At 38.8% G+C, this 19,653-nt stretch carries 17 protein-coding genes; 9 read left to right on the top strand and 8 right to left on the bottom strand.

Features of this window, described 5'->3' with window-relative positions; all coding sequences use genetic code 11:
* Positions 1 to 14 precede the first annotated feature (14 nt).
* The 3 genes from ALW18_03895 to ALW18_03885 form a co-directional block, all read right to left on the bottom strand.
* Positions 15 to 1,631: a peptidase M1 gene (locus ALW18_03895; protein AOE51732.1), complete on the bottom strand. Its 1,617-nt coding sequence runs from the start codon at positions 1,629 to 1,631 to the stop codon at positions 15 to 17.
* A gap of 2 nt (positions 1,632 to 1,633) precedes the next feature.
* On the bottom strand, positions 1,634 to 2,290 hold the full coding sequence (locus ALW18_03890; GenBank protein AOE51731.1) for a hypothetical protein: 657 nt from the start codon (positions 2,288 to 2,290) through the stop codon (positions 1,634 to 1,636).
* A 158-nt stretch (positions 2,291 to 2,448) separates the two neighbouring features.
* Positions 2,449 to 4,077, bottom strand: a complete 1,629-nt coding sequence (locus ALW18_03885; protein AOE51730.1) for a methylcrotonoyl-CoA carboxylase — start codon at positions 4,075 to 4,077, stop codon at positions 2,449 to 2,451.
* 200 nt (positions 4,078 to 4,277) lie between these two features.
* Here ALW18_03885 and ALW18_03880 point away from each other — a divergent pair, with 200 nt between their 5' ends.
* The 6 genes from ALW18_03880 (at position 4,278) to ALW18_03855 (ending at position 10,225) form a co-directional block, all read left to right on the top strand.
* The gene (locus tag ALW18_03880) at positions 4,278 to 4,922 is read left to right on the top strand and encodes a phosphate transport regulator (GenBank protein AOE51729.1); all 645 of its coding nucleotides are present in this window, start codon (positions 4,278 to 4,280) and stop codon (positions 4,920 to 4,922) included.
* A gap of 24 nt (positions 4,923 to 4,946) precedes the next feature.
* On the top strand, positions 4,947 to 6,011 hold the full coding sequence (locus ALW18_03875) for an inorganic phosphate transporter (protein ID AOE51728.1): 1,065 nt from the start codon (positions 4,947 to 4,949) through the stop codon (positions 6,009 to 6,011).
* Positions 6,012 to 6,078: 67 nt separating this feature from the next.
* A complete protein-coding gene (locus tag ALW18_03870) occupies positions 6,079 to 7,002 on the top strand; it encodes a hypothetical protein (protein AOE51727.1) in 924 nt (307 codons plus the stop codon).
* Between the two features lie 162 nt (positions 7,003 to 7,164).
* Positions 7,165 to 8,667, top strand: a complete 1,503-nt coding sequence (locus tag ALW18_03865; protein AOE51726.1) for an aldehyde dehydrogenase — start codon at positions 7,165 to 7,167, stop codon at positions 8,665 to 8,667.
* Positions 8,668 to 8,738: 71 nt separating this feature from the next.
* The gene (locus ALW18_03860) at positions 8,739 to 9,803 is read left to right on the top strand and encodes a butanediol dehydrogenase (protein ID AOE51725.1); all 1,065 of its coding nucleotides are present in this window, start codon (positions 8,739 to 8,741) and stop codon (positions 9,801 to 9,803) included.
* Between the two features lie 47 nt (positions 9,804 to 9,850).
* A complete protein-coding gene (locus tag ALW18_03855) occupies positions 9,851 to 10,225 on the top strand; it encodes a UDP-glucose 4-epimerase (protein ID AOE51724.1) in 375 nt (124 codons plus the stop codon).
* On the opposite strand, the gene ALW18_03850 is transcribed toward ALW18_03855, so the two are convergent.
* From ALW18_03850 to ALW18_03840, 3 genes are all read right to left on the bottom strand, one after another.
* Positions 10,222 to 11,139: an AraC family transcriptional regulator gene (locus ALW18_03850; GenBank protein ID AOE51723.1), complete on the bottom strand. Its 918-nt coding sequence runs from the start codon at positions 11,137 to 11,139 to the stop codon at positions 10,222 to 10,224. The two genes, ALW18_03855 and ALW18_03850, sit on opposite strands and share 4 nt — an antisense overlap.
* A 57-nt stretch (positions 11,140 to 11,196) precedes the next feature.
* Positions 11,197 to 12,429 carry a hypothetical protein gene (locus ALW18_03845; GenBank protein ID AOE51722.1) on the bottom strand — a complete coding sequence of 411 codons (1,233 nt, stop codon included), beginning with the start codon at positions 12,427 to 12,429 and terminating at the stop codon, positions 11,197 to 11,199.
* 240 nt (positions 12,430 to 12,669) lie between these two features.
* Positions 12,670 to 13,560 carry a peptide chain release factor 2 gene (locus ALW18_03840; GenBank protein AOE51721.1) on the bottom strand — a complete coding sequence of 297 codons (891 nt, stop codon included), beginning with the start codon at positions 13,558 to 13,560 and terminating at the stop codon, positions 12,670 to 12,672.
* A gap of 264 nt (positions 13,561 to 13,824) precedes the next feature.
* On the opposite strand from ALW18_03840, the gene ALW18_03835 reads away from it, so the two are divergent.
* Positions 13,825 to 14,850: a threonine aldolase gene (locus ALW18_03835; protein AOE51720.1), complete on the top strand. Its 1,026-nt coding sequence runs from the start codon at positions 13,825 to 13,827 to the stop codon at positions 14,848 to 14,850.
* Between the two features lie 63 nt (positions 14,851 to 14,913).
* Here ALW18_03835 and ALW18_03830 read toward each other — a convergent pair whose 3' ends face one another.
* Positions 14,914 to 15,237, bottom strand: a complete 324-nt coding sequence (locus ALW18_03830) for a hypothetical protein (GenBank protein AOE51719.1) — start codon at positions 15,235 to 15,237, stop codon at positions 14,914 to 14,916.
* A gap of 184 nt (positions 15,238 to 15,421) precedes the next feature.
* Here ALW18_03830 and ALW18_03825 point away from each other — a divergent pair, with 184 nt between their 5' ends.
* Together ALW18_03825 and ALW18_03820 are read left to right on the top strand one after the other, a co-directional pair.
* Positions 15,422 to 17,554, top strand: coding sequence for a protease 2 (locus ALW18_03825; protein AOE51718.1), 2,133 nt, complete (start codon positions 15,422 to 15,424; stop codon positions 17,552 to 17,554).
* Between the two features lie 79 nt (positions 17,555 to 17,633).
* Positions 17,634 to 18,674 (top strand): cystathionine beta-synthase, encoded by a 1,041-nt coding sequence (locus tag ALW18_03820; protein ID AOE51717.1) that lies wholly within the window; start codon positions 17,634 to 17,636, stop codon positions 18,672 to 18,674.
* A gap of 65 nt (positions 18,675 to 18,739) precedes the next feature.
* On the opposite strand, the gene ALW18_03815 is transcribed toward ALW18_03820, so the two are convergent.
* The gene (locus ALW18_03815; protein ID AOE51716.1) at positions 18,740 to 19,234 is read right to left on the bottom strand and encodes a hypothetical protein; all 495 of its coding nucleotides are present in this window, start codon (positions 19,232 to 19,234) and stop codon (positions 18,740 to 18,742) included.
* Positions 19,235 to 19,653 lie beyond the last annotated feature (419 nt).

The raw sequence follows: 19,653 nt of genomic DNA, 5'->3' as shown, positions 1-19,653 counted from the left end.
ACGGATTTTTGCATTTATAGCGTTTGCAGCTTTACATAAAACTTACTTCTTTGCAGTTCTATTTTCTCGGCTTTATCGGTCAGGGTAGTAGATTGCCAATTATTGGTTGCGTTAAGCCGCATTTCTTTTCCGTTTACGGTTACACCTACAGGCATTGTAAAATTAGCAACATCGGTTACCCAGCGGTATTCTAAATTTTTGCCTTTAGATTTTACCTGCAGTACAGGTATATCTTTATAGCGAAGGTATTGATCGAAAACAGGAGTAAAGTTCATGCCTGCTTTTTTATTAAAATAGTTCACCACTGTTTCTGTGTCAATAATATCTTTTTTATACATTAGAGAATAGTTCAGAATCAAATCCCACCATTTGGCATCGTCATTAATTACATGGCGAAGCGTATTTAGCATCAGCGCACCTTTGTAATACATATCGCCCGAACCTTCTTTGTTTACGCCAAACACCCCAATAACGGGTTTGCGGTTGCCAACGCTGTACTGTTGCCCTGTTATGTACTGCATTGCTTTTTCGTAGCCGTAACGACACTCAACATAAACCGATTCAGAATAGGTAGTAAACCCTTCGTGAATCCACATATCGGCAATATCTTTAGAAGTAATGCTGTTGCCAAACCATTCGTGCCCGGTTTCGTGAATTATTATATAATCAAACAATAACCCAACACCGGTACCGCTAATATCCATACCCATGTATCCCTTTTTGTACTTATTTCCGTAAGCAACAGCGCTTTGATGTTCCATTCCCAAATATGGAGTCTCAACCAGTTTATAGCCATCTTCAAAGAAGGGATATTTACCAAATTTGCTTTGAAAGCATTCCATCATAGGTTTTACTTCCTCAAATTGTTTTCGGGCCTTATCTTCATTTTTACGAAGTACATAATAGTCAAGGTCAAGTCCGTCCAGATTATCATGTATATGGACGTAATCGGCAATGTTCAGTGTAATATTGTAATTGTTGATCGGGTTTGTTACCTCCCAATCCCAGCGCGTATAACCATTTTTTAAATCTTCGTTGCCTATAAATCGTCCGTTAGATACATTCATGAGTCCGTTTGGAACAGCTACTTTAACGGTCGCGCCTTTGTCGGGTTCGTCAGTCTGGCTGTCTTTCACAGGATACCATAAACTTGCTCCCGTTCCCTGTACAGCAACACCTATCCAGGGTTTCCCATCGGCATCATTCGAAAAAACAAATCCACCATCCCAGGGTGCATTTTTAGCTATCAGCGGATTTCCCGAGTAGTAAAAGCGAAGCTTTTCTTCGCTGCCTTTTTTAAGCGGCTCACTAAAAGTTATAAAAACGGCATCGTTATCACGTTTGTATTTTATAGTATTGCCTTTAACTGCAATACTGTCTATGGTCATATTTTCAAAAAGGTCAAGCTGAATCTTAGCGGTATTTTCTACAACCTTAAAAGTAATGTCATTGTATCCGCTAATAAACTTTTTACCCGGATCTACCTTTATGTTCAGGTCGTAACGCTGCACATCAAAACTGGTGCGTTCAGGTCGTAAGCCACCCTGTAAACTATCGCGCCTTGTAAAGGTTTGTGCCGAAGCAGATACTACACTTAAAAAAGTAAAAGCTGTTATTAAATATATTTTCATCGTTACTGTGATTTCTTAGCAGTCAGTATTACAAATTCACGTTCTATTTTTTCGCCACTGTTACTGGTAACAAATTCGGTGTCGGTAACGGCTGCTTCAACAATAAATCCGGCGTTTTCTAAAAGTTTAGTTACTGTTGGTATACTATACAGTGTAAACCCATATTTGGCAAATGGAATCTTTTTCATTGTACTTTCCGGGATAAAACCTATAGATAGAATCCCGCCTGTTTTTAGTACACGGGCTATTTCATCGGCGAACGCCTGCGGCTCATCCCAAAAATAGATGGTATTAGCGGTAAATATTTTATTAAACCTGTTTTCTTCAAATGGAATATCGCTTCCGTTAGTATGCTGAAAAAACACATTCTTAAATGCAGCGTTGCTATTGGAAGCTTCGGATAACATCAATTCAGAGATGTCTATACCGTGATATTCTCCCTCTGATGCATTATTTATAAAAGACGATACATGTGCGCCGTTACCGGGACCAATTTCTAATATTGAATCGTTATGTTGTAAATTAAGGCTGTCTATCACCCTGCTAATGATGTTGCTATTGGTGAAATTCATCATTTCGCCCACCTTGAGGCCATTATCGCCGTTGGGGCAGCGCAGTTGTTGCGCGAGATCCTGTAATTCAGTTTCAGATAATTTCATGCATCTAATTTAAGGATAAATCTTATAGTTGGATTAGGTGCTATAAAATTTTGTGTAGCTTGGGAAGCTTAAAAACAACAATCACGCAGCCTGAAACAGGTGCGTGATCGTTAAAAGTCATATTGGTATGACAGTATAATACTTTTGCAAAGATAAAATTAAACCTGAATAACGCCAAGGTTAAATTGTTTCTCAATAGGAGCGTGGTTAGCAGCTTCAATACCTAACGATATCCAGTTACGTGTATCAAGCGGATCGATAATAGCATCCGTCCACAATCTTGAAGCAGCGTAGTACGGAGATACCTGCGCATCATAGCGCGCCTTGATCTTATCAAAAAGTTCCGCTTCTTTTTCAGGTGTAATTTCTTCGCCCCTTGCTTTAAGCGATGAAGCTTCTATTTGTAATAGTACCTTAGCAGCCTGTGTACCACCCATAACGGCAAGCTCGGCACTTGGCCATGCAAAAATAAGCCTTGGGTCGTATGCCTTTCCACACATTGCATAGTTACCTGCGCCATACGAGTTACCCACAACAACAGTGAACTTAGGTACAACCGAGTTACTAACGGCATTTACCATTTTAGCTCCATCTTTGATAATGCCGCCATGTTCTGATTTAGAGCCCACCATAAATCCGGTAACATCCTGAAGGAAGACAAGAGGAATTTTCTTTTGGTTACAGTTAGCAATAAAGCGTGTCGCTTTATCGGCGCTGTCAGAATAAATTACACCGCCAAACTGCATTTCACCCTTTTTAGATTTTACCACTTTACGCTGATTGGCCACAATACCAACAGCCCAGCCATCTATACGGGCATAACCTGTAATGATAGTTTGTCCGTAGCCTGCTTTATATTCTTCAAATTCGCTGTTGTCTACCAGTCGTTTGATGATTTCCATCATATCATACTGCTCAGAGCGCGATTTCGGAATTATACCGTAAATATCCTGTTCCGGCAATGCAGGTTTCTCCGCTTTTATACGGTTGTACCCTGCTTTGTTGTAATCGCCTATTTTATCGACAATGTTCTTTATTTTGTCAAGGGCATCTTTATCGTCTTTGGCTTTATAATCAGTAACCCCGGAAATTTCACAGTGTGTCGTGGCACCGCCAAGTGTTTCATTGTCTATGGTTTCGCCAATAGCAGCCTTTACAAGGTAGCTTCCTGCAAGGAAAATACTTCCTGTTTTGTCTACAATAAGCGCTTCGTCACTCATAATTGGCAGGTAAGCACCACCGGCAACACAGCTGCCCATAACGGCTGCAATCTGGGTAATGCCCATACTGCTCATAATAGCATTGTTGCGGAAAATACGTCCAAAATGCTCTTTGTCGGGGAAAATTTCGTCCTGAAGTGGTAGGTAAACCCCGGCACTGTCTACAAGGTAAATAATAGGCAGGCGGTTTTCCATAGCTATTTCCTGTGCACGCAGATTTTTCTTTCCAGTAATAGGGAACCACGCCCCGGCTTTAACGGTAGCATCATTGGCTACAACAATACATTGCTTACCGCGAACGTAGCCTATTTTTATAACAACACCGCCAGATGGGCATCCGCCATGTTCTGCATACATACCATCGCCTACAAATGCCCCAATCTCTATGCTTTTTGAATCTTTATCCAGAAGGTACTCAATACGCTCACGTGCAGTCATTTTGCCTTCGTTGTGAAGCTTTTCAATACGTTTTTCGCCGCCGCCCAATTTTACTTTGGCTAACTTTTGTTTGTATTCTGAAAGCAAAAGTTTATTATGATCTTCGTTTTTATTGAAGTTAATATCCATGTTACGTTGTATATTTGTGTATTGAATGTATTTTTTGAGTAGCAAAAATACGAAAACGTTTGATATCTTTAGAAATTATTGAGAATTCCTTTGTTTTATTCGGTTAACAAACGATTAGAACAAATAACCTCATATTCATGATAACTTAATGATTTCTTAACATTGGAAGAGTACATTTGCGCCATAAAACACGAAAGCTAATGTCTATTAACAGTATCTTCCAATTTCTTGTACCAAAAGATAAGAAATTTTTCCCCCTTTTTGAACAGGCAACATCAAACCTTGTTATACTAGCAGAAACACTTCACGAAGCAGTTAACACTCCTAAAGAAGAGAGAGAAGCTTACTACAGGAAAATTGAAGAATTAGAGGCTGTAATCGAAGAGATTGCACACCAGACTAACCTTGAGTTAAGCCGTAACTTCATAACTCCTTTTGACAGGGAAGATATCCACGCGCTTATTTCAGCTATTGATAACGTTGCAGATTACCTTTACGGTGCTGCCAACAGAATGAGGCTATACCAGGTTGAAAAGATCACGAAGTCAATACGAAAAATGACCGAAATTACACTGGAAAGTTGCCAGCTTATCCAGATTGCGGTTGCAGATCTTAAGGATATGAAAAACCTTAAAGGTATTGCAGATGCATGTAAAAGAATAAACAAGCTTGAAAACAAATCGGATAACGTATTTGATAAAGCTGTAGCTGATATTTTTGAGAACGAAACAGATGCTAAAAACATTATTAAGTATAAAGAAGTACTTTCTTCTCTTGAAACAGCTGCTGATAAATGTAAGGGAGTTGCGAATGTATTAGAGTCTATCTCTGTTAAGCATTCATAATAACAACTCACTAAACTATTATCTATGTTTACATTACTTGTAGTAATTATTATTTTAGCATTAATCTTTGATTACATCAACGGATTTCACGATGCTGCAAACTCTATAGCTACCATAGTTGCTACGAAAGTATTAACGCCTTTTCAGGCGGTACTTTGGGCAGCTTTTTTTAACTTTCTTGCTTATTTTATTTCTAAATACTGGATTGGAGAGTTTAAAATTGGTAACACGATCGCTAAAACTGTTGGCGAAGATTTTATAACACTTGAGGTTATTTTTGCAGGACTTATTGCGGCTATCACCTGGAACCTTTTAACCTGGAAACTAGGTATACCATCGTCATCATCGCATACACTTATCGGTGGTTTTATGGGTGCTGCTATGGCTCATGCTTTCACAATTCCCGGTGCAGATCTTAATACTGTTATTAATTACGCAAAAGTAATTCCTATCGTATTATTTATTTTTGCTGCTCCTTTAATTGGTATGGTCGTCGCATATTTTCTTACTATACTTATACTCAATATTTGCCGTAAAGCAAACCCGTCTAAAGCTGATAAGTGGTTTAAAAGGCTTCAATTGATTTCATCTGCACTATTTAGTCTTGGGCATGGTGCTAACGATGCGCAAAAGGTAATGGGTATTATTGGTGCAGCAGTTATCTACTATCATACTAAGATTGACATTGATACGGCTTACTTAACTGCTGCAGATCCGTTTAAATATTTTGTTGAGCATTATGGATGGGTGCCTCTTGTGAGTTTTGCTATGATAGGCCTTGGTACAATGAGCGGTGGCTGGAAGATTGTGAAAACTATGGGATCTAAAATTACAAAAGTTACATCGCTTGAAGGTGTAACAGCCGAAACAGCAGGTGCAATTACACTTTATACTGCCGAACATTTTGGTATTCCGGTATCTACAACACATACTATTACAGGTTCAATTATTGGTGTTGGTATCACTAAAAGGGTATCAGCGGTACGTTGGGGGGTAACTATCAGCCTTCTTTGGGCATGGATACTTACAATACCGGTATCAGCAGTAATTGCAGCAATCATGTACTATATCGTTTCTCTATTTACATAAAGGGAAATTTCTTTAAATAAATTTTAACAGGCATAATAGGTATCTTTGTTTTTAAACAAAACCTTTTATGCCTGTTTTTTTATATTCTGTTCGCAACTACGTTGTAGTTTTTCTATTGTTTATCAGTAGTCTAAGCACCGCTCAGGTGTCGTCTCTTTTCAATAACGACAGGCCAAAATCTATGGCACAGCGTTGGGAGCTGGATACTCTTACATCTTCCGGTACGTTTATCATAACACCTTATAAACCATTATATATACTTCCGGTACGCTGGTCAAGTGAACCCAATGGAAAACCGCATAGCGGTAATACTAGCCCTGGTTACGAAGTGGTAGATAACCAGGACCTGAATAACCTGGAGGCTAAATTCCAAATTAGTTTCAAGGTTAAAGTTTTTCAGGGACTTTTCTGGGGGCATGGCGATATATGGGGAGCCTACACACAAAAATCGCACTGGCAGTTGTATAACAAAAGTTTGTCGCGTCCTTTCAGGGAGACTAATTATGAACCGGAAGTACTATTAAACTTCGCAACCAACTTTAAACTGTTTGGTCTTACCAATAAAATGGCAGGCATAAGCTTTAACCACCAGTCTAATGGACGTAGTATGCCGTTGTCGAGAAGCTGGAACAGAATAATATTGCATACCGGCTTTGAAAGCGGAAACTGGCAGGTGTACCTTCGTCCGTGGTTTAGGCTGCCCGATCAGAACAATGAAGACGATAATCCCGATATTGTTGAATATATAGGTCGTGGCGATGCTACAGTTATTTATGCTATGGGTAAAAATGTACTGTCGCTTACTACAAGCAGTAACCTATCTTTCAACAGGCATTTAAAAGGATATGCCGAATTTTCGTGGTCACGTAATCTTTCCGGTAATCTTCGTGGTTATTTTCAGCTGACACACGGTTATGGTGAAACACTTATCGATTATAATAACAAACAGACAACCATTGGATTAGGTGTTTCACTGGTTGAATGGTTATAATTCTGAATAAATAATTTATATTGTTATTTTTTAAATCTTTTATATATTTCAGTGCCTGAAAACAGCAATATGTCAGATTTGTGCTATTGAATGAAGGATTTATGCTATACTCTAACGATATAGTAGTTTAACTTTGAATGACAACAAATAAACTACAAGACTATGAGTATTGAAAAACGTCCTGAATTTAAGGATAAATATGATAATTTTATTGGAGGCAAATTTGTACCTCCCGTTAAAGGTGAATACTTTGATAATGTATCGCCAATAGATGGAAAAGTGTTTGCAAAAGCGGCACGTTCTACCAAAGAAGATATAGAATTGGCTCTTGATGCCGCCCATGAAGGCTTTAAAACATGGGGAAAAGCATCTCCTGCTCTTCGAAGCAATGTATTAAATAAGATTGCCGATGTTATGGAGGCTAATCTGGAATACCTTGCTACTGTTGAGGCCATAGACAACGGTAAAGCCATCCGTGAAACCCTTGCTGCCGATTTACCGCTTTGTATCGACCATTTCAGGTATTTTGCAGGTGTAATCCGCGCAGAAGAAGGAACAATCTCAGAACATGACGAAAATACGGTAAGTATTGTGCTTCATGAACCTTTGGGTGTTGTGGGGCAGATCATCCCATGGAACTTCCCGTTACTAATGGCTACCTGGAAAATTGCACCGGCTATTGCAGCGGGTAACTGTACGGTGGTTAAAGCTGCAGAGCAGACTCCTGTATCAATTATCGTATTGATGGAGTTATTAAAAGATGTGGTGCCACCGGGTGTAATTAATATCGTTAATGGTTTTGGTGTAGAAGCCGGTAAACCGCTTGCTACATCGCCACGTATCTCTAAAGTTTCATTTACAGGAGAAACTACTACAGGCCGTCTTATTATGCAATATGCTGCCGAAAATATTATTCCGTCTACGATGGAACTTGGTGGAAAATCGCCGAACATATTCTTTAAATCTGTTGCAGATGCCGACGATGATTATTTTGATAAAGCCGTTGAAGGAGCTGTAATGTTCGCCTTAAATCAGGGTGAGGTATGTACGTGCCCGTCACGTATGCTGGTTCATGAAGATATCTATGATAAATTTATCGCTAAAGTAATAGAGCGTACCGAAGCCATAAAAATAGGACACCCACTTGACAGAACTGTAGCTATGGGGGCCCAGGCTTCTAACGACCAGTTCGAGAAGATAAAATCGTACCTTAAAATTGGTAAAGAAGAAGGTGCTGAAGTGCTTACAGGCGGTGAAGTCAATCAACTGGATGGCGAACTTGGCGGGGGATACTACATTCAGCCGACTATATTTAAAGGACATAATAAAATGAGGATTTTCCAGGAAGAGATATTTGGGCCTGTTGTATGTGTCACTACCTTTAAAACTACAGAGGAAGCTATAGAAATTGCCAACGATACCCTTTACGGACTTGGTGCCGGCGTGTGGACACGTGACGCACATGAGCTTTACCAGGTGCCCCGTGCAATAAAAGCAGGTAGGGTTTGGGTTAACAATTATCACGCGTATCCTGCACATGCGCCATTCGGTGGCTATAAAAAATCGGGCTTTGGCCGTGAAAACCATAAAATGATGTTAGAGCATTACAGGCAGACAAAAAACATGCTTATCTCTTACGATAAAAAGAAATTGGGCTTTTTCTAATTGTTAGAATGTTTGGAAGTCAGGCTGCTTAGGCGGCCTGATTTATTATATATTAATTTAATTTTTTTAGAATGTCAAATACAATGAAGGCGGCACGCTGGCATGCTGCAAAAGATATTAGGGTTGAAGAAACAGAAATTCCTACAGCAGGACAAAAACAGGTAAAAATAGAGGTTCAGTTTACCGGTATATGCGGATCTGATTTACATGAGTATACACACGGGCCAATGCTGATTCCGGTTGATAAACCGTATTCGCTTAACGGGCATCAGGGGGTTACAACACTTGGTCATGAATTCTCGGGTATAGTTAGCGAAGTTGGTGAAGGTGTTACAAACGTAAAAGTAGGCGACAGGGTAGTGATAGAGCCACTGTTTAAAAATCCTGAAAGCCCATTTATTGCTAACGGAGAATACAACCTTTCTGAGCCCCTTGGCTTTGTGGGGTTAACATCTAATGGTGGCTTTGCGAAATATACGGTGGTGGAAGATTATATGGTGCACAAGATTCCGGATAGCATGAGTTTTGAGCAGGGTGCGCTTGTAGAACCTGCTGCGGTTGCAGTATATGGTGTTTTACAAAGCGGATTGAAGCTGGGTCAGTCATGCGTAATATTTGGTGCGGGGCCAATCGGGTTATTGTGTGTACAGGCGGCTATTGCTGCCGGATCGCCCAATGTTATTGTGGTAGATGTTGCCGATAAACGCCTTGAAAAAGCAACTGAAGTTGGTGCGACCCATGTTATTAATGGCAAAACAGAAGATATTCCGGGACAGGTTAAAAAACTAACCAATGGCGGTGCAGATGTGTATCTTGATGCTGCCGGAGTTCAAGCAACATATGAGAACGGCCTAAAAAGCCTTAGAAACGGCGGAACAGCTGTCTTAGTAGCATTATTTGGTAAACCTGTTACCCACGATGCATTCGATCAGGTGGTGAGGGAAATTACTATTAAGGGTATTATTGCCTACAGGAATATCTTTCCGCAGGTTATCGCCCTTATCGATTCGGGACGTATGCCTGTAGAAAAACTGGTTACCCAGAAAATTAAACTGGATAATATTGTTGCAGATGGCTTTGAAGCTCTGGTTTCTAATCCATCGCAGGTAAAAATACTTGTTGATATTAACGGATAATATAAAAACAGGGCTAAGCCCCACGGCCCTGTTATAAATAAACAGCTATGTATAAAAGAATTGATGTTACACCTCAGGCTATTGCACTTATTGCAGAGCTTAAGAAACGATATGGAGAATTAATGTTTCATCAAAGCGGAGGATGCTGCGACGGTTCCCAGCCCATGTGTTTTGAAAAAGGCGATTTTAAGCTCGGTTACAGCGATGTTTGCCTTGGAGTTATAGAAGATTGCGAATTCTGGATGAGTAAAGACCAGTTTGAATACTGGAAGCATACGCATTTAACGCTTAATGCTATTGATGGAAGAGGAGCAAGCTTTTCTTTGGAAATACCGCTTGGTAAACGATTCATGATTGAATCGAGATTATTTACAGAAGAGGAAGCCAAAGACCTGGAGCCTGTTAGTTTTATAGAAGACTAGTTAACGTAAAGCAGCTGATATTGCTTTGGTGTTATGCCTTCGTGTTTTTTAAACAGCCTTATGAAATAATTACAGTCTTCAAACCCCGACATAAAACACACTTCGTTTATTTGTATCCCGGGGTTTTTGAGTAGCTTTTTTGCCTGTTTAATTTTTTCATTGAGTATAAACTCAATCGGGCTCATGCCCAGTTCCCGTTTAAAATAGCGATAAAAAGAAGTAGTACTCATACAAGCTTTGTTACTGAGCTCTTTCAGGTTAATACTGGAGGTAATATTTTCACGTATGTACTCTGTAATGATGTAAATAGTGCTGTTGGTATCAATTGTGGTTTCCTCGTTTACTCTTTGTGCGGTCTGTGTCTGAATAATCCGAATAAGCAATTCCTGAAGGGCAAGATCTGCCAGTGCATCTTTAGTTACAGAATAACTCATGCATTCCCGAATAAGTTTATTTATGGTGGTGGCTAATTCAGTATTATTATAAAAGAAATAATTTTCGTGGTTCAGTTTCCATAACTCATCTTCTTTTGGATAGCGTTCGTTAAGAAATACCAAAGTATCATTTATCTTATTATGATCTATAGCGAGTGCCAGGCATTGGGTAGGGTTTTGAACCGATGCTTCAGGAAAGTCGATCTTCATTTCTACATTTCCGGGAACAATAACTGTTTCTCCGGGCAGGTATTCAAAACCGGGATCATCAAACAGGTGCATTACTTTTTTGCCCCTTAGCATGCTTGTAACAACAAGGTCGTTAAATTTCAATGGTACTCTCAATGATTCCTGATAGGTTTCAAAAAGATTAAGTTCGCAGTTATCTAGTGAATATACAGTTCTGTTCTCTACAAGAGTTTTTAATGATTTTTCGCTGGTTAACGATGGAGTATCAAGCAATGCCCTTTGATTGTTCATAGTTACCTAATTTAAAGCAGCCCTTAAATTAAGAATATAAAACGATGCAGCGAAATTTTACGAGTTAAATTCGGCTATTGCTTCAATATCATTTGGCATGCGGTATTTAAGCGGAATAGATACAATAAATGTTGTTCCTTTATCTTTACCCGGGCTCATAGCATAAATATTGCCCCTGTGAAGTTCTACAAACGATTTTGTAATAGAAAGGCCTAATCCATTTGATGTTTCCTTGCCTGTAGGCTTAGAGCTAAGTTTTGCAAACTTGGTAAACAGTTTCTGTATGTCATCAAAATTTAGTCCCTGACCTTCGTCTTTTACCTCAATGTGCATATAATTTCCGGCTTCGCGCGCAGAAACTCTAATAGCAGTATTGTGGTAGGAATATTTTATAGCGTTGCTTAGTAAGTTATGCAGTACATCTGATATTTTAGAGCGGTCACCTTCAACAATAAGCGTTTCGTCGCAGTTTAACTCAATAACCTGTTTTTTACGGTTTGCTAATAATTCAAAATTATTAACCAGCCTTGTAAACATATCTTTAAGGTTAATTTGCTCTATAGAAAGAACTAAGTCTTTTTCTTCAAGTTCAGATTGTGTAAGCAGGTTTGCAAGCCTTTTCTGCATCATGGCAACAGATGATTTTATCATGTCTGTCATACGCGGCAGAGTAGAAGCATCTTTTCTTATAACATCGTTCGCAAGGCTTATAGAAGCAAGCGGATTTTTGATCTCATGCAGGGCAATGTTCATAAGGTTGATCTGCGACTGAATGGATTTTTTATAACGCAGCCTGTTTTCCAGTTTATCAATTATAATTTTAGCTAATGTTTTTAGCATATCCAGTTGTAGTTCGGAGGCTTCATGCGGTACCTGGTCAGTAACACAAATAACCCCTACATTGTAACCTTCCGGCGATTTCAATGGTGCTCCTGCGTAGAAACGCACCCCGTTTTCGCCTTTAACAAATGCATGGTTTGCAAGTTCAGTAAAATCGTTGGTATCGTTATAAACGGTGACATCATCGTTTAAAATTGCAATAGAAGATAAAGTACCCTCACGGTTTACCTCATTAAAAGTCAATGAGCTAAGGTTAGACTTTAAAAAAGCCCTCTTTTCATCTATAAAAGTTATAAAAGCACTCGGACAGTTAAATACCTGCGATGCCATAAGAGCGATCTTATCAAAAGTATCTTCTGAATGGGTATCAAGGATATCGTACTCACTAAGCTTTTCCAGCCTGAGAGCCTCATTGTCGGGTATATAATAAACTGGCTTTTTATAGCTCATAGTTTTTGAATGGGAACTTTATTGAATGTTAAACATGTCATAATTCCGAATGTGAAAGTACGACTAAATACTCACAATAAAGTGTTAAAAACTAATGTTGTAACAAATGCTACACGATTTTGTAAGGTTAAAAATTCTAATATTAAGCCTATTTTGCTGGAATCCCGCTGTATAACAGGAAATGTTAAAAAAAGTCCCCCAAGAGTCAACTTGGAGGACTAATTTTTTAATAAGCATACTTTATACCTGATCTTCTTCTTTTTGGCCCATCATCATCAGATATGCCTTTAAAAAGGCGTCGATATTTCCGTTCATAACGCCATCAACATCGCTGGTTTCAAATTGTGTTCTCACATCTTTTACCAACTTATATGGGTGCATTACGTAGTTGCGAATTTGCGAACCCCACTCAATTTTCATTTTGTTGGCTTCAATTTCGTCACGTACTGCCTGGCGTTTTTTAAGTTCAATTTCATACAACTGCGATTTCAGCAACTGCATGGCTTTGGTTTTGTTGTCAAGCTGCGAACGTGTTTCGGAGTTTTCAATGATAATACCCGTAGGGTGGTGGCGAAGTCGCACTGCCGTCTCTACTTTATTTACATTTTGCCCTCCTGCGCCGCTCGAACGCATGGTTTCCCATGAAATATCTGCCGGGCTTATCTCTATCTGAATGGTATCGTCTGCAAGTGGATAAACATATACCGATGCAAATGATGTATGGCGTTTACCATTACTGTCAAAAGGAGAAATACGTACTAAACGGTGTACGCCATTTTCGCCCTTCAGGTAGCCGAAAGAATAATCGCCTTCAAATTCAATGGTCACGGTTTTAATACCGGCAACCTCACCGGGCTGATAGTTAAGTTCTTTAACTTTATAGCCTTCTTTTTCACCCCACATAATATACATACGCATAAGCATAGCAGCCCAGTCACAGCTTTCTGTGCCTCCGGCGCCTGCCGTAATTTGCAGTACGGCACTTAGGGTATCGCCTTCATCCGAAAGCATATTCTTAAACTCAAGGTTTTCTATATGTGTCGCAGTCACGCTATACTGATTGTCGAGTTCTTCCTCGGTAGCGGCACCTTCTTTGAAAAATTCATAAAGAATCTGGAGTTCTTCGGCCATTGTATTTCCTTTCTCGTAGTCTTCAACCCACTTTTTTTTAGTACGCAGGTTTTTTACGATTATTTCGGCTTCTTTGGCGTTGTTCCAGAAATCGGGAGCAAAAGTCTTTTCCTCTTCGTTAGATATTTCAATTAATTTCCTGTCAATGTCAAAGATACCTCCTCAGCGCACCAAGACGCTCTATAATACCTTTAATTTGTTCGGTATTTGTCATAAATAATGTAGTTTTGTATTAAGCAAAAATAAGCTATCCTTTTCAATAATATGGAAATAAATTTAGTAAGTGACACGGTAACCCGCCCGGGGCATGAAATGCTTCAGCAAATGTTCAGGGCAAAGGTGGGCGATGATGTTTATAAACAGGATCCTACCGTTGTACAGCTCGAAGAAACCGTAGCCGACCTTTTTGGTATGGAGGCTGCATTATTTTTTCCTTCGGGCACCATGGCAAACCAGACAGCAATAAAATTACATACAAATCCGGGTGATGAAATGATATGCGATAAATGGTCGCACGTTTTTAATTATGAGGGCGGTGGTGTTGCCTTTAACAGCGGCGTATCGAGCCGATTGATAGATGGCAACCGAGGTATGATAACCGCGAACCAGGTGGCAGAATCTATAAACCCTCCCGATTTTTACCATAGTCCGTTAACAACACTTGTAAGTATAGAGAATACAACCAACAAAGGCGGAGGAGCGTGTTACGACCTGCAAACGCTTATGGAAATAGGTGAGGTATGTAAAACCAATAATCTTAAATACCACCTTGACGGTGCCCGTTTATGGAATGCTCTTGTAGCCAAAAGACAGCACCCTAAGCAATTTGGTGAATTGTTTGATACTATATCAGTATGCTTATCTAAAGGATTAGGAGCGCCCGTAGGGTCGTTGTTAGTTGGGAAGCAGGAACATATCAATAAAGCAATTCGAATAAGGAAAGTATTTGGTGGCGGTATGCGTCAGGCAGGATATCTTGCGGCTGCCGGACTTTACGCATTGCAACACAATGTTGGCCGGTTGGAAGAAGACCACAGGCGTGCAAGGCAGCTGGCTAATTTTTTACAGCAATTACCGTGGATAGAGAAAGTAGAACCTGTAGAAACTAATATCCTTATCTTTTCACTTAAACCACAATACAGCGAAGCTGCATTAATGGAGAAACTAAAGCAAAAAAGTATATTTATTAGTTCGTTAGGTAAAGGTAAACTACGAATTGTCACGCATCTTGATTATAAGGAAGTGATGCATAACTATGTTATAGAAACTTTGCAGAAATTAAGTTTCTAATAAGCAAAGTTTCAAAGTGGCAGAGTAAGTATACTTAGCGACTTTGAAACTTTGTTATTTATATTACTTAAACATATCCAGTCCCGGTATATCCGGCATGCCTTCTTTAGTTACAGCAGCAAGCTCAGCTTCATTTACAGCAGTTGCCTTTGCAATAGCTTTATTAAGTACAAGTACTAAATAATCTTCCAGTTGTTCTTTATCTTCCAGTAAAGAATCGTCAATAGCAAGGGACCTGATGTTTCTGTTTGCTGTAATGGTAACCTTTAATAATCCGTCATTGCTCTGCTCGTCTACCAAAACAGTGTCAAGCCTTTTTTTAGTATCTTCAATTTTTTGCTGGGTTTCTTTAAGTTTACCCATCATTCCCATGATATCTCCAAACATTGTATATAATTTTAAATTTTTTGTTTCTAAAGCAAATATATTAAAAATACATTTTTTATAGCGCAGTGTGAGTGTTGAAAAATCTACTAAAAATGTTCATAATTTCTTAATATATTTTAGATTAGGAATAAGATCTGTATGTCAAAAGTACTAAATTGCAGAGTTATAACTAACTATAAAACAAATGAAAAAACACTTACTTTTAAGTTGTGTTTGTGTTATTTTTGCAGCGAATGCGCAATCTAATAAAACTAAGATGACCGAAACCATTTCTCCGCCGCTGGCAACTGTTAAACCAAAAAAACTGGAAAAACACGGCGACGTAAGGACAGATAACTATTACTGGCTTAACGAAAGGGAAAATCCTGAAGTGATAGACTACCTTAATAAAGAAAACGACTATTACAACACAATGACTGCCGGTCAGAAACAGTTCCAGAAAGACCTGTTCGAAGAAATGAAAGGCAGGATCAAAGAAGACGATTCATCTGTACCTTACTTTTACAACGGATATTTTTACATTACCCGTTACGAAAAAGGAAAAGACTACCCTATATATGCCCGTAAAAAAGGCAGCCTTGAGGCGAAAGAAGAAATATTGTTCGATTGCAACGAAATGGCAAAAGGACATTCTTATTTTCAGCTTGGAGGTTTAAATATAAGTGAAGATAATAAATGGGCTGCGTTTGGTGTAGACACTGTTTCAAGAAGACAATATACAATTCAGGTTAAAAACCTTCAGACGAACGAGACACTTCCGTTTAAAATTGAAAATACTACAGGTGGCTCTACATGGGCAGGCGACAATAACACCCTTTTTTATACCCGTAAAGATGAGGTAACATTGCGTTCGGATAAAATTTACAAGCACAAGCTTAACAGAGATGTTAAAGATGATGTACTTGTATACCATGAAAAAGATGATACTTTTAGTGCATTTATCTATAAAGAAAAATCTAAAAAATACCTTGTAATAGGTGCCAGCAGTACGCTTACAAGCGAATTTAGTATACTGGATGCTAAAAAGCCTGATGGCGACTTTAAAGTATTCCAAAAAAGAACAAGAGGGCTTGAATACAGTATTTCGCATTATGGTGACAACTGGTATGTAGTTACCAATAAAGATAAAGCGACTAACTTTAAGCTAATGGTTACCCCGGAAAACAAAACCGGAAAAGAGAACTGGAAAGACCTTATACCACACCGTAATGAGGTGCTTTTGGAAGATATAGATATCTTTAAAAACTACCTGGTAATTTCTGAACGCAGCAACGGACTTAATACAATAAGAATTCGCCCTTGGGATGGAAAAGGCGAGTACTACCTGCCTTTTGAAAGCGAAACTTACACAGCAGGAACGTCTACCAATCCTGATTTTGATACAGAAATACTTCGTTACAGCTATCAGTCGCTGGCAGTGCCATCTTCTGTAATAGACTTTAATATGAAGACCAAAGAGAAAACTATCCTTAAAGAACAGGAAGTGCTTGGCGGTAAATTTGATAAAAATAATTATACCGAAGAAAGAGTCTGGGCTACTGCTGCAGACGGTACTAAGGTGCCGATTTCTATGGTGTATCGTAAAGGAATTACCAAGAATGGTAAAAATCCTTTATTACTTTATGCTTACGGCTCTTACGGGGCTTCTATGGATGCTTACTTCTCTTCGATAAGGCTAAGCCTTTTGGATAGAGGGTTTATCTATGCTATCGCCCATATCAGGGGCGGGGAAGATCTTGGCCGTGAATGGTATGATAACGGAAAACTGCTTAAAAAGAAAAATACTTTTACCGATTTTGTAGACTGTTCTAAATTTGTGATCGACCAGAAATATACTTCTGCCGAACATTTGTATGCCGAGGGCGGATCTGCCGGAGGTTTGCTTATGGGAGCTATTATAAATATAGCACCACAACTTTATCACGGTGTTATTGCGCAGGTACCTTTTGTAGATGTTGTTACGACTATGCTTGATGATAGTATACCATTAACAACAGGTGAATATGACGAATGGGGTAATCCTAACGACAAAGAATACTACGATTATATGAAATCGTATTCTCCATATGATAATATTACTGCTCAAAACTATCCAAATATGTTGGTTACTACTGGTCTGCATGATTCGCAGGTACAATATTGGGAACCGGCTAAATGGGTAGCAAAATTAAGGGTTACCAAGACCGGGAACAATCTTTTATACCTGGATACCAACATGGAAGCTGGGCATGGCGGGGCATCCGGACGTTTCGAAGCGATTAAGGAAGTTGCCAAAGAATACAGTTTTTTATTAGATTTAGAAGGAATTAAAAAGTAATTAAATTTTTTTTGTTAGCTTTGCAAGGTTTTGAGGTCAATAAACTTTGTAGCAGTTTTACCTTACTAACTTATTTTTTATGAAAGAAGAAATAAAAGCCTATAATAATGTGTTGGAATTAATTGGTAACACACCTCTTATTAAGCTCAATAAAGTTACTGAAGGATTAAAGGGTAACTTCTACGCAAAAGTAGAAGCTTTTAACCCGGGACATTCCACCAAAGACAGAATTGCATTATACATAATTGAAGAAGCAGAGAAAAAAGGTCTCCTGAAACCGGGCGACACAATTATCGAAACTACTTCCGGTAATACAGGTTTTAGTATTGCCATGGTAAGCATTATTAAAGGGTACGACTGCGTACTTGCAGTAAGTTCTAAGTCTTCGAAAGATAAAATAGATATGCTTCGCGCTATGGGCGCTAAAGTGTATGTATGTCCTGCTAATGTTTCTGCAGACGATCCACGCTCATACTATAACGTAGCTAAAAGGCTTCATGAAGAGATCAAGGGTTCGGTTTACATTAACCAGTACTTTAACGATCTTAACGTAGACGCACACTACAAAACCACAGGTCCTGAAATCTGGGAACAGACTAAAGGACAGATAACGCACCTTATTGCTTGTAGCGGTACCGGTGGTACTATATCAGGTACGGCACGTTTTCTTAAAGAGCAAAATCCGGCGGTTAAAATTCTTGGTGTAGATGCCTACGGATCTGTATTAAAAAAATACCACGAGACTAAAGAGTTTGACAGCGAAGAGATCTACCCGTACAGGATAGAAGGATTGGGTAAAAACCTTATTCCTACGGCTACAGACTTTGATGTTATTGATAAGTTTATAAAAGTATCTGATGAGGACAGTGCACATACAGCAAGGCATATCGCTAAAACTGAAGGCCTGTTTGTAGGATATACAAGTGGAGCAACTTTCCAGGCTGTTAAGCAATATGCAGAATTAGGAGAGTTTGATGAAAATAGTAATGTTGTTTTAATTTTCCCTGACCACGGCTCACGTTATATGAGTAAAGTATTCAGCGATGACTGGATGAACGAACAGGGCTTTTTTGACAGCGTTAACCTTGAAGAAGCACAGAAGATTGAATTTATAAAATAATTCAATACTACATATTAAAAAACTCCGGTACTAGCCGGAGTTTTTCGTTTTATAAATATCAAGATTTATTCAGGGCAATTAAACGTATCCATTTCCAGATAGGGAACTTTGGGGCCTACTAGACTATTTTTTTGTGCAACGGCATCGGCTAGTGCAGCATCTTTACTTTCTCCAAATCCAACAGCGCATTTTACCACAGTACATTTCCATTCTTTGATTTCCTGCCTATAGCTTATAATTACACAGGTAGATTTGTCTGAAGAATATAAAGTGATATTCTTATCCGGCACTTTAAATTTATCACGTAACAAAGTCTTAACGTAATTTGCTGTATTGTAATAATTGTCGCTGTTAGTATGGTATACAGCCTGATAGCCGGCATGGGTAGGATAGGCCACCTTATCATCACCCTTTTGGCATTTAAAATCCTTACTGGCTATACCTACCACTATGAGGCATTTGTCATCAGTTTGATTAGGTTTAAATGCATTTATGCTTAAAGTTGTCGTAAGTGCTAAGACGACTCCGGATAAAATTTTTGTAATTTGTTGTTTTACCATTTTACGTATAAATTATTGTACAAAAATAATTATTTAAAGCAATTTCTCTGATTTAGGAAATTATTCCTCATATAGTAACTAAAAAAATAAGCTCCGGAGATTTTATGTCCGAAGCTTGCTCTTTTAACTAACTTAACTGTAAAATTTATTGTACTGCTAATGTATTCTGATTTTGAAAATCAGGCAATACCTATTAGTGGGGATTTTAAATATAAAAGCCAGCCTTTAATAGGGCTGGCTTGTGTTTTTTACAGCATGTTACGTTTTGGAACGTATTTGAGCACTTTGTTTCCGTTTTAACGAAAGCTTGATTGATGGTTGAACTCCTGCCTGATGAGGACAGTTAGCTTAACTGTGATGAGTAGTTAAGTGTATTTTTTTATAGACGACTAGGATATCAAAATGGTTGCATGGCAGTG

The sequence above is a fragment of the Flavobacterium psychrophilum genome (assembly GCA_001708385.1).
GTDB lineage: Bacteria > Bacteroidota > Bacteroidia > Flavobacteriales > Flavobacteriaceae > Flavobacterium > Flavobacterium psychrophilum_A.
This window is presented reverse-complemented; position numbering and strand designations above follow the sequence as displayed.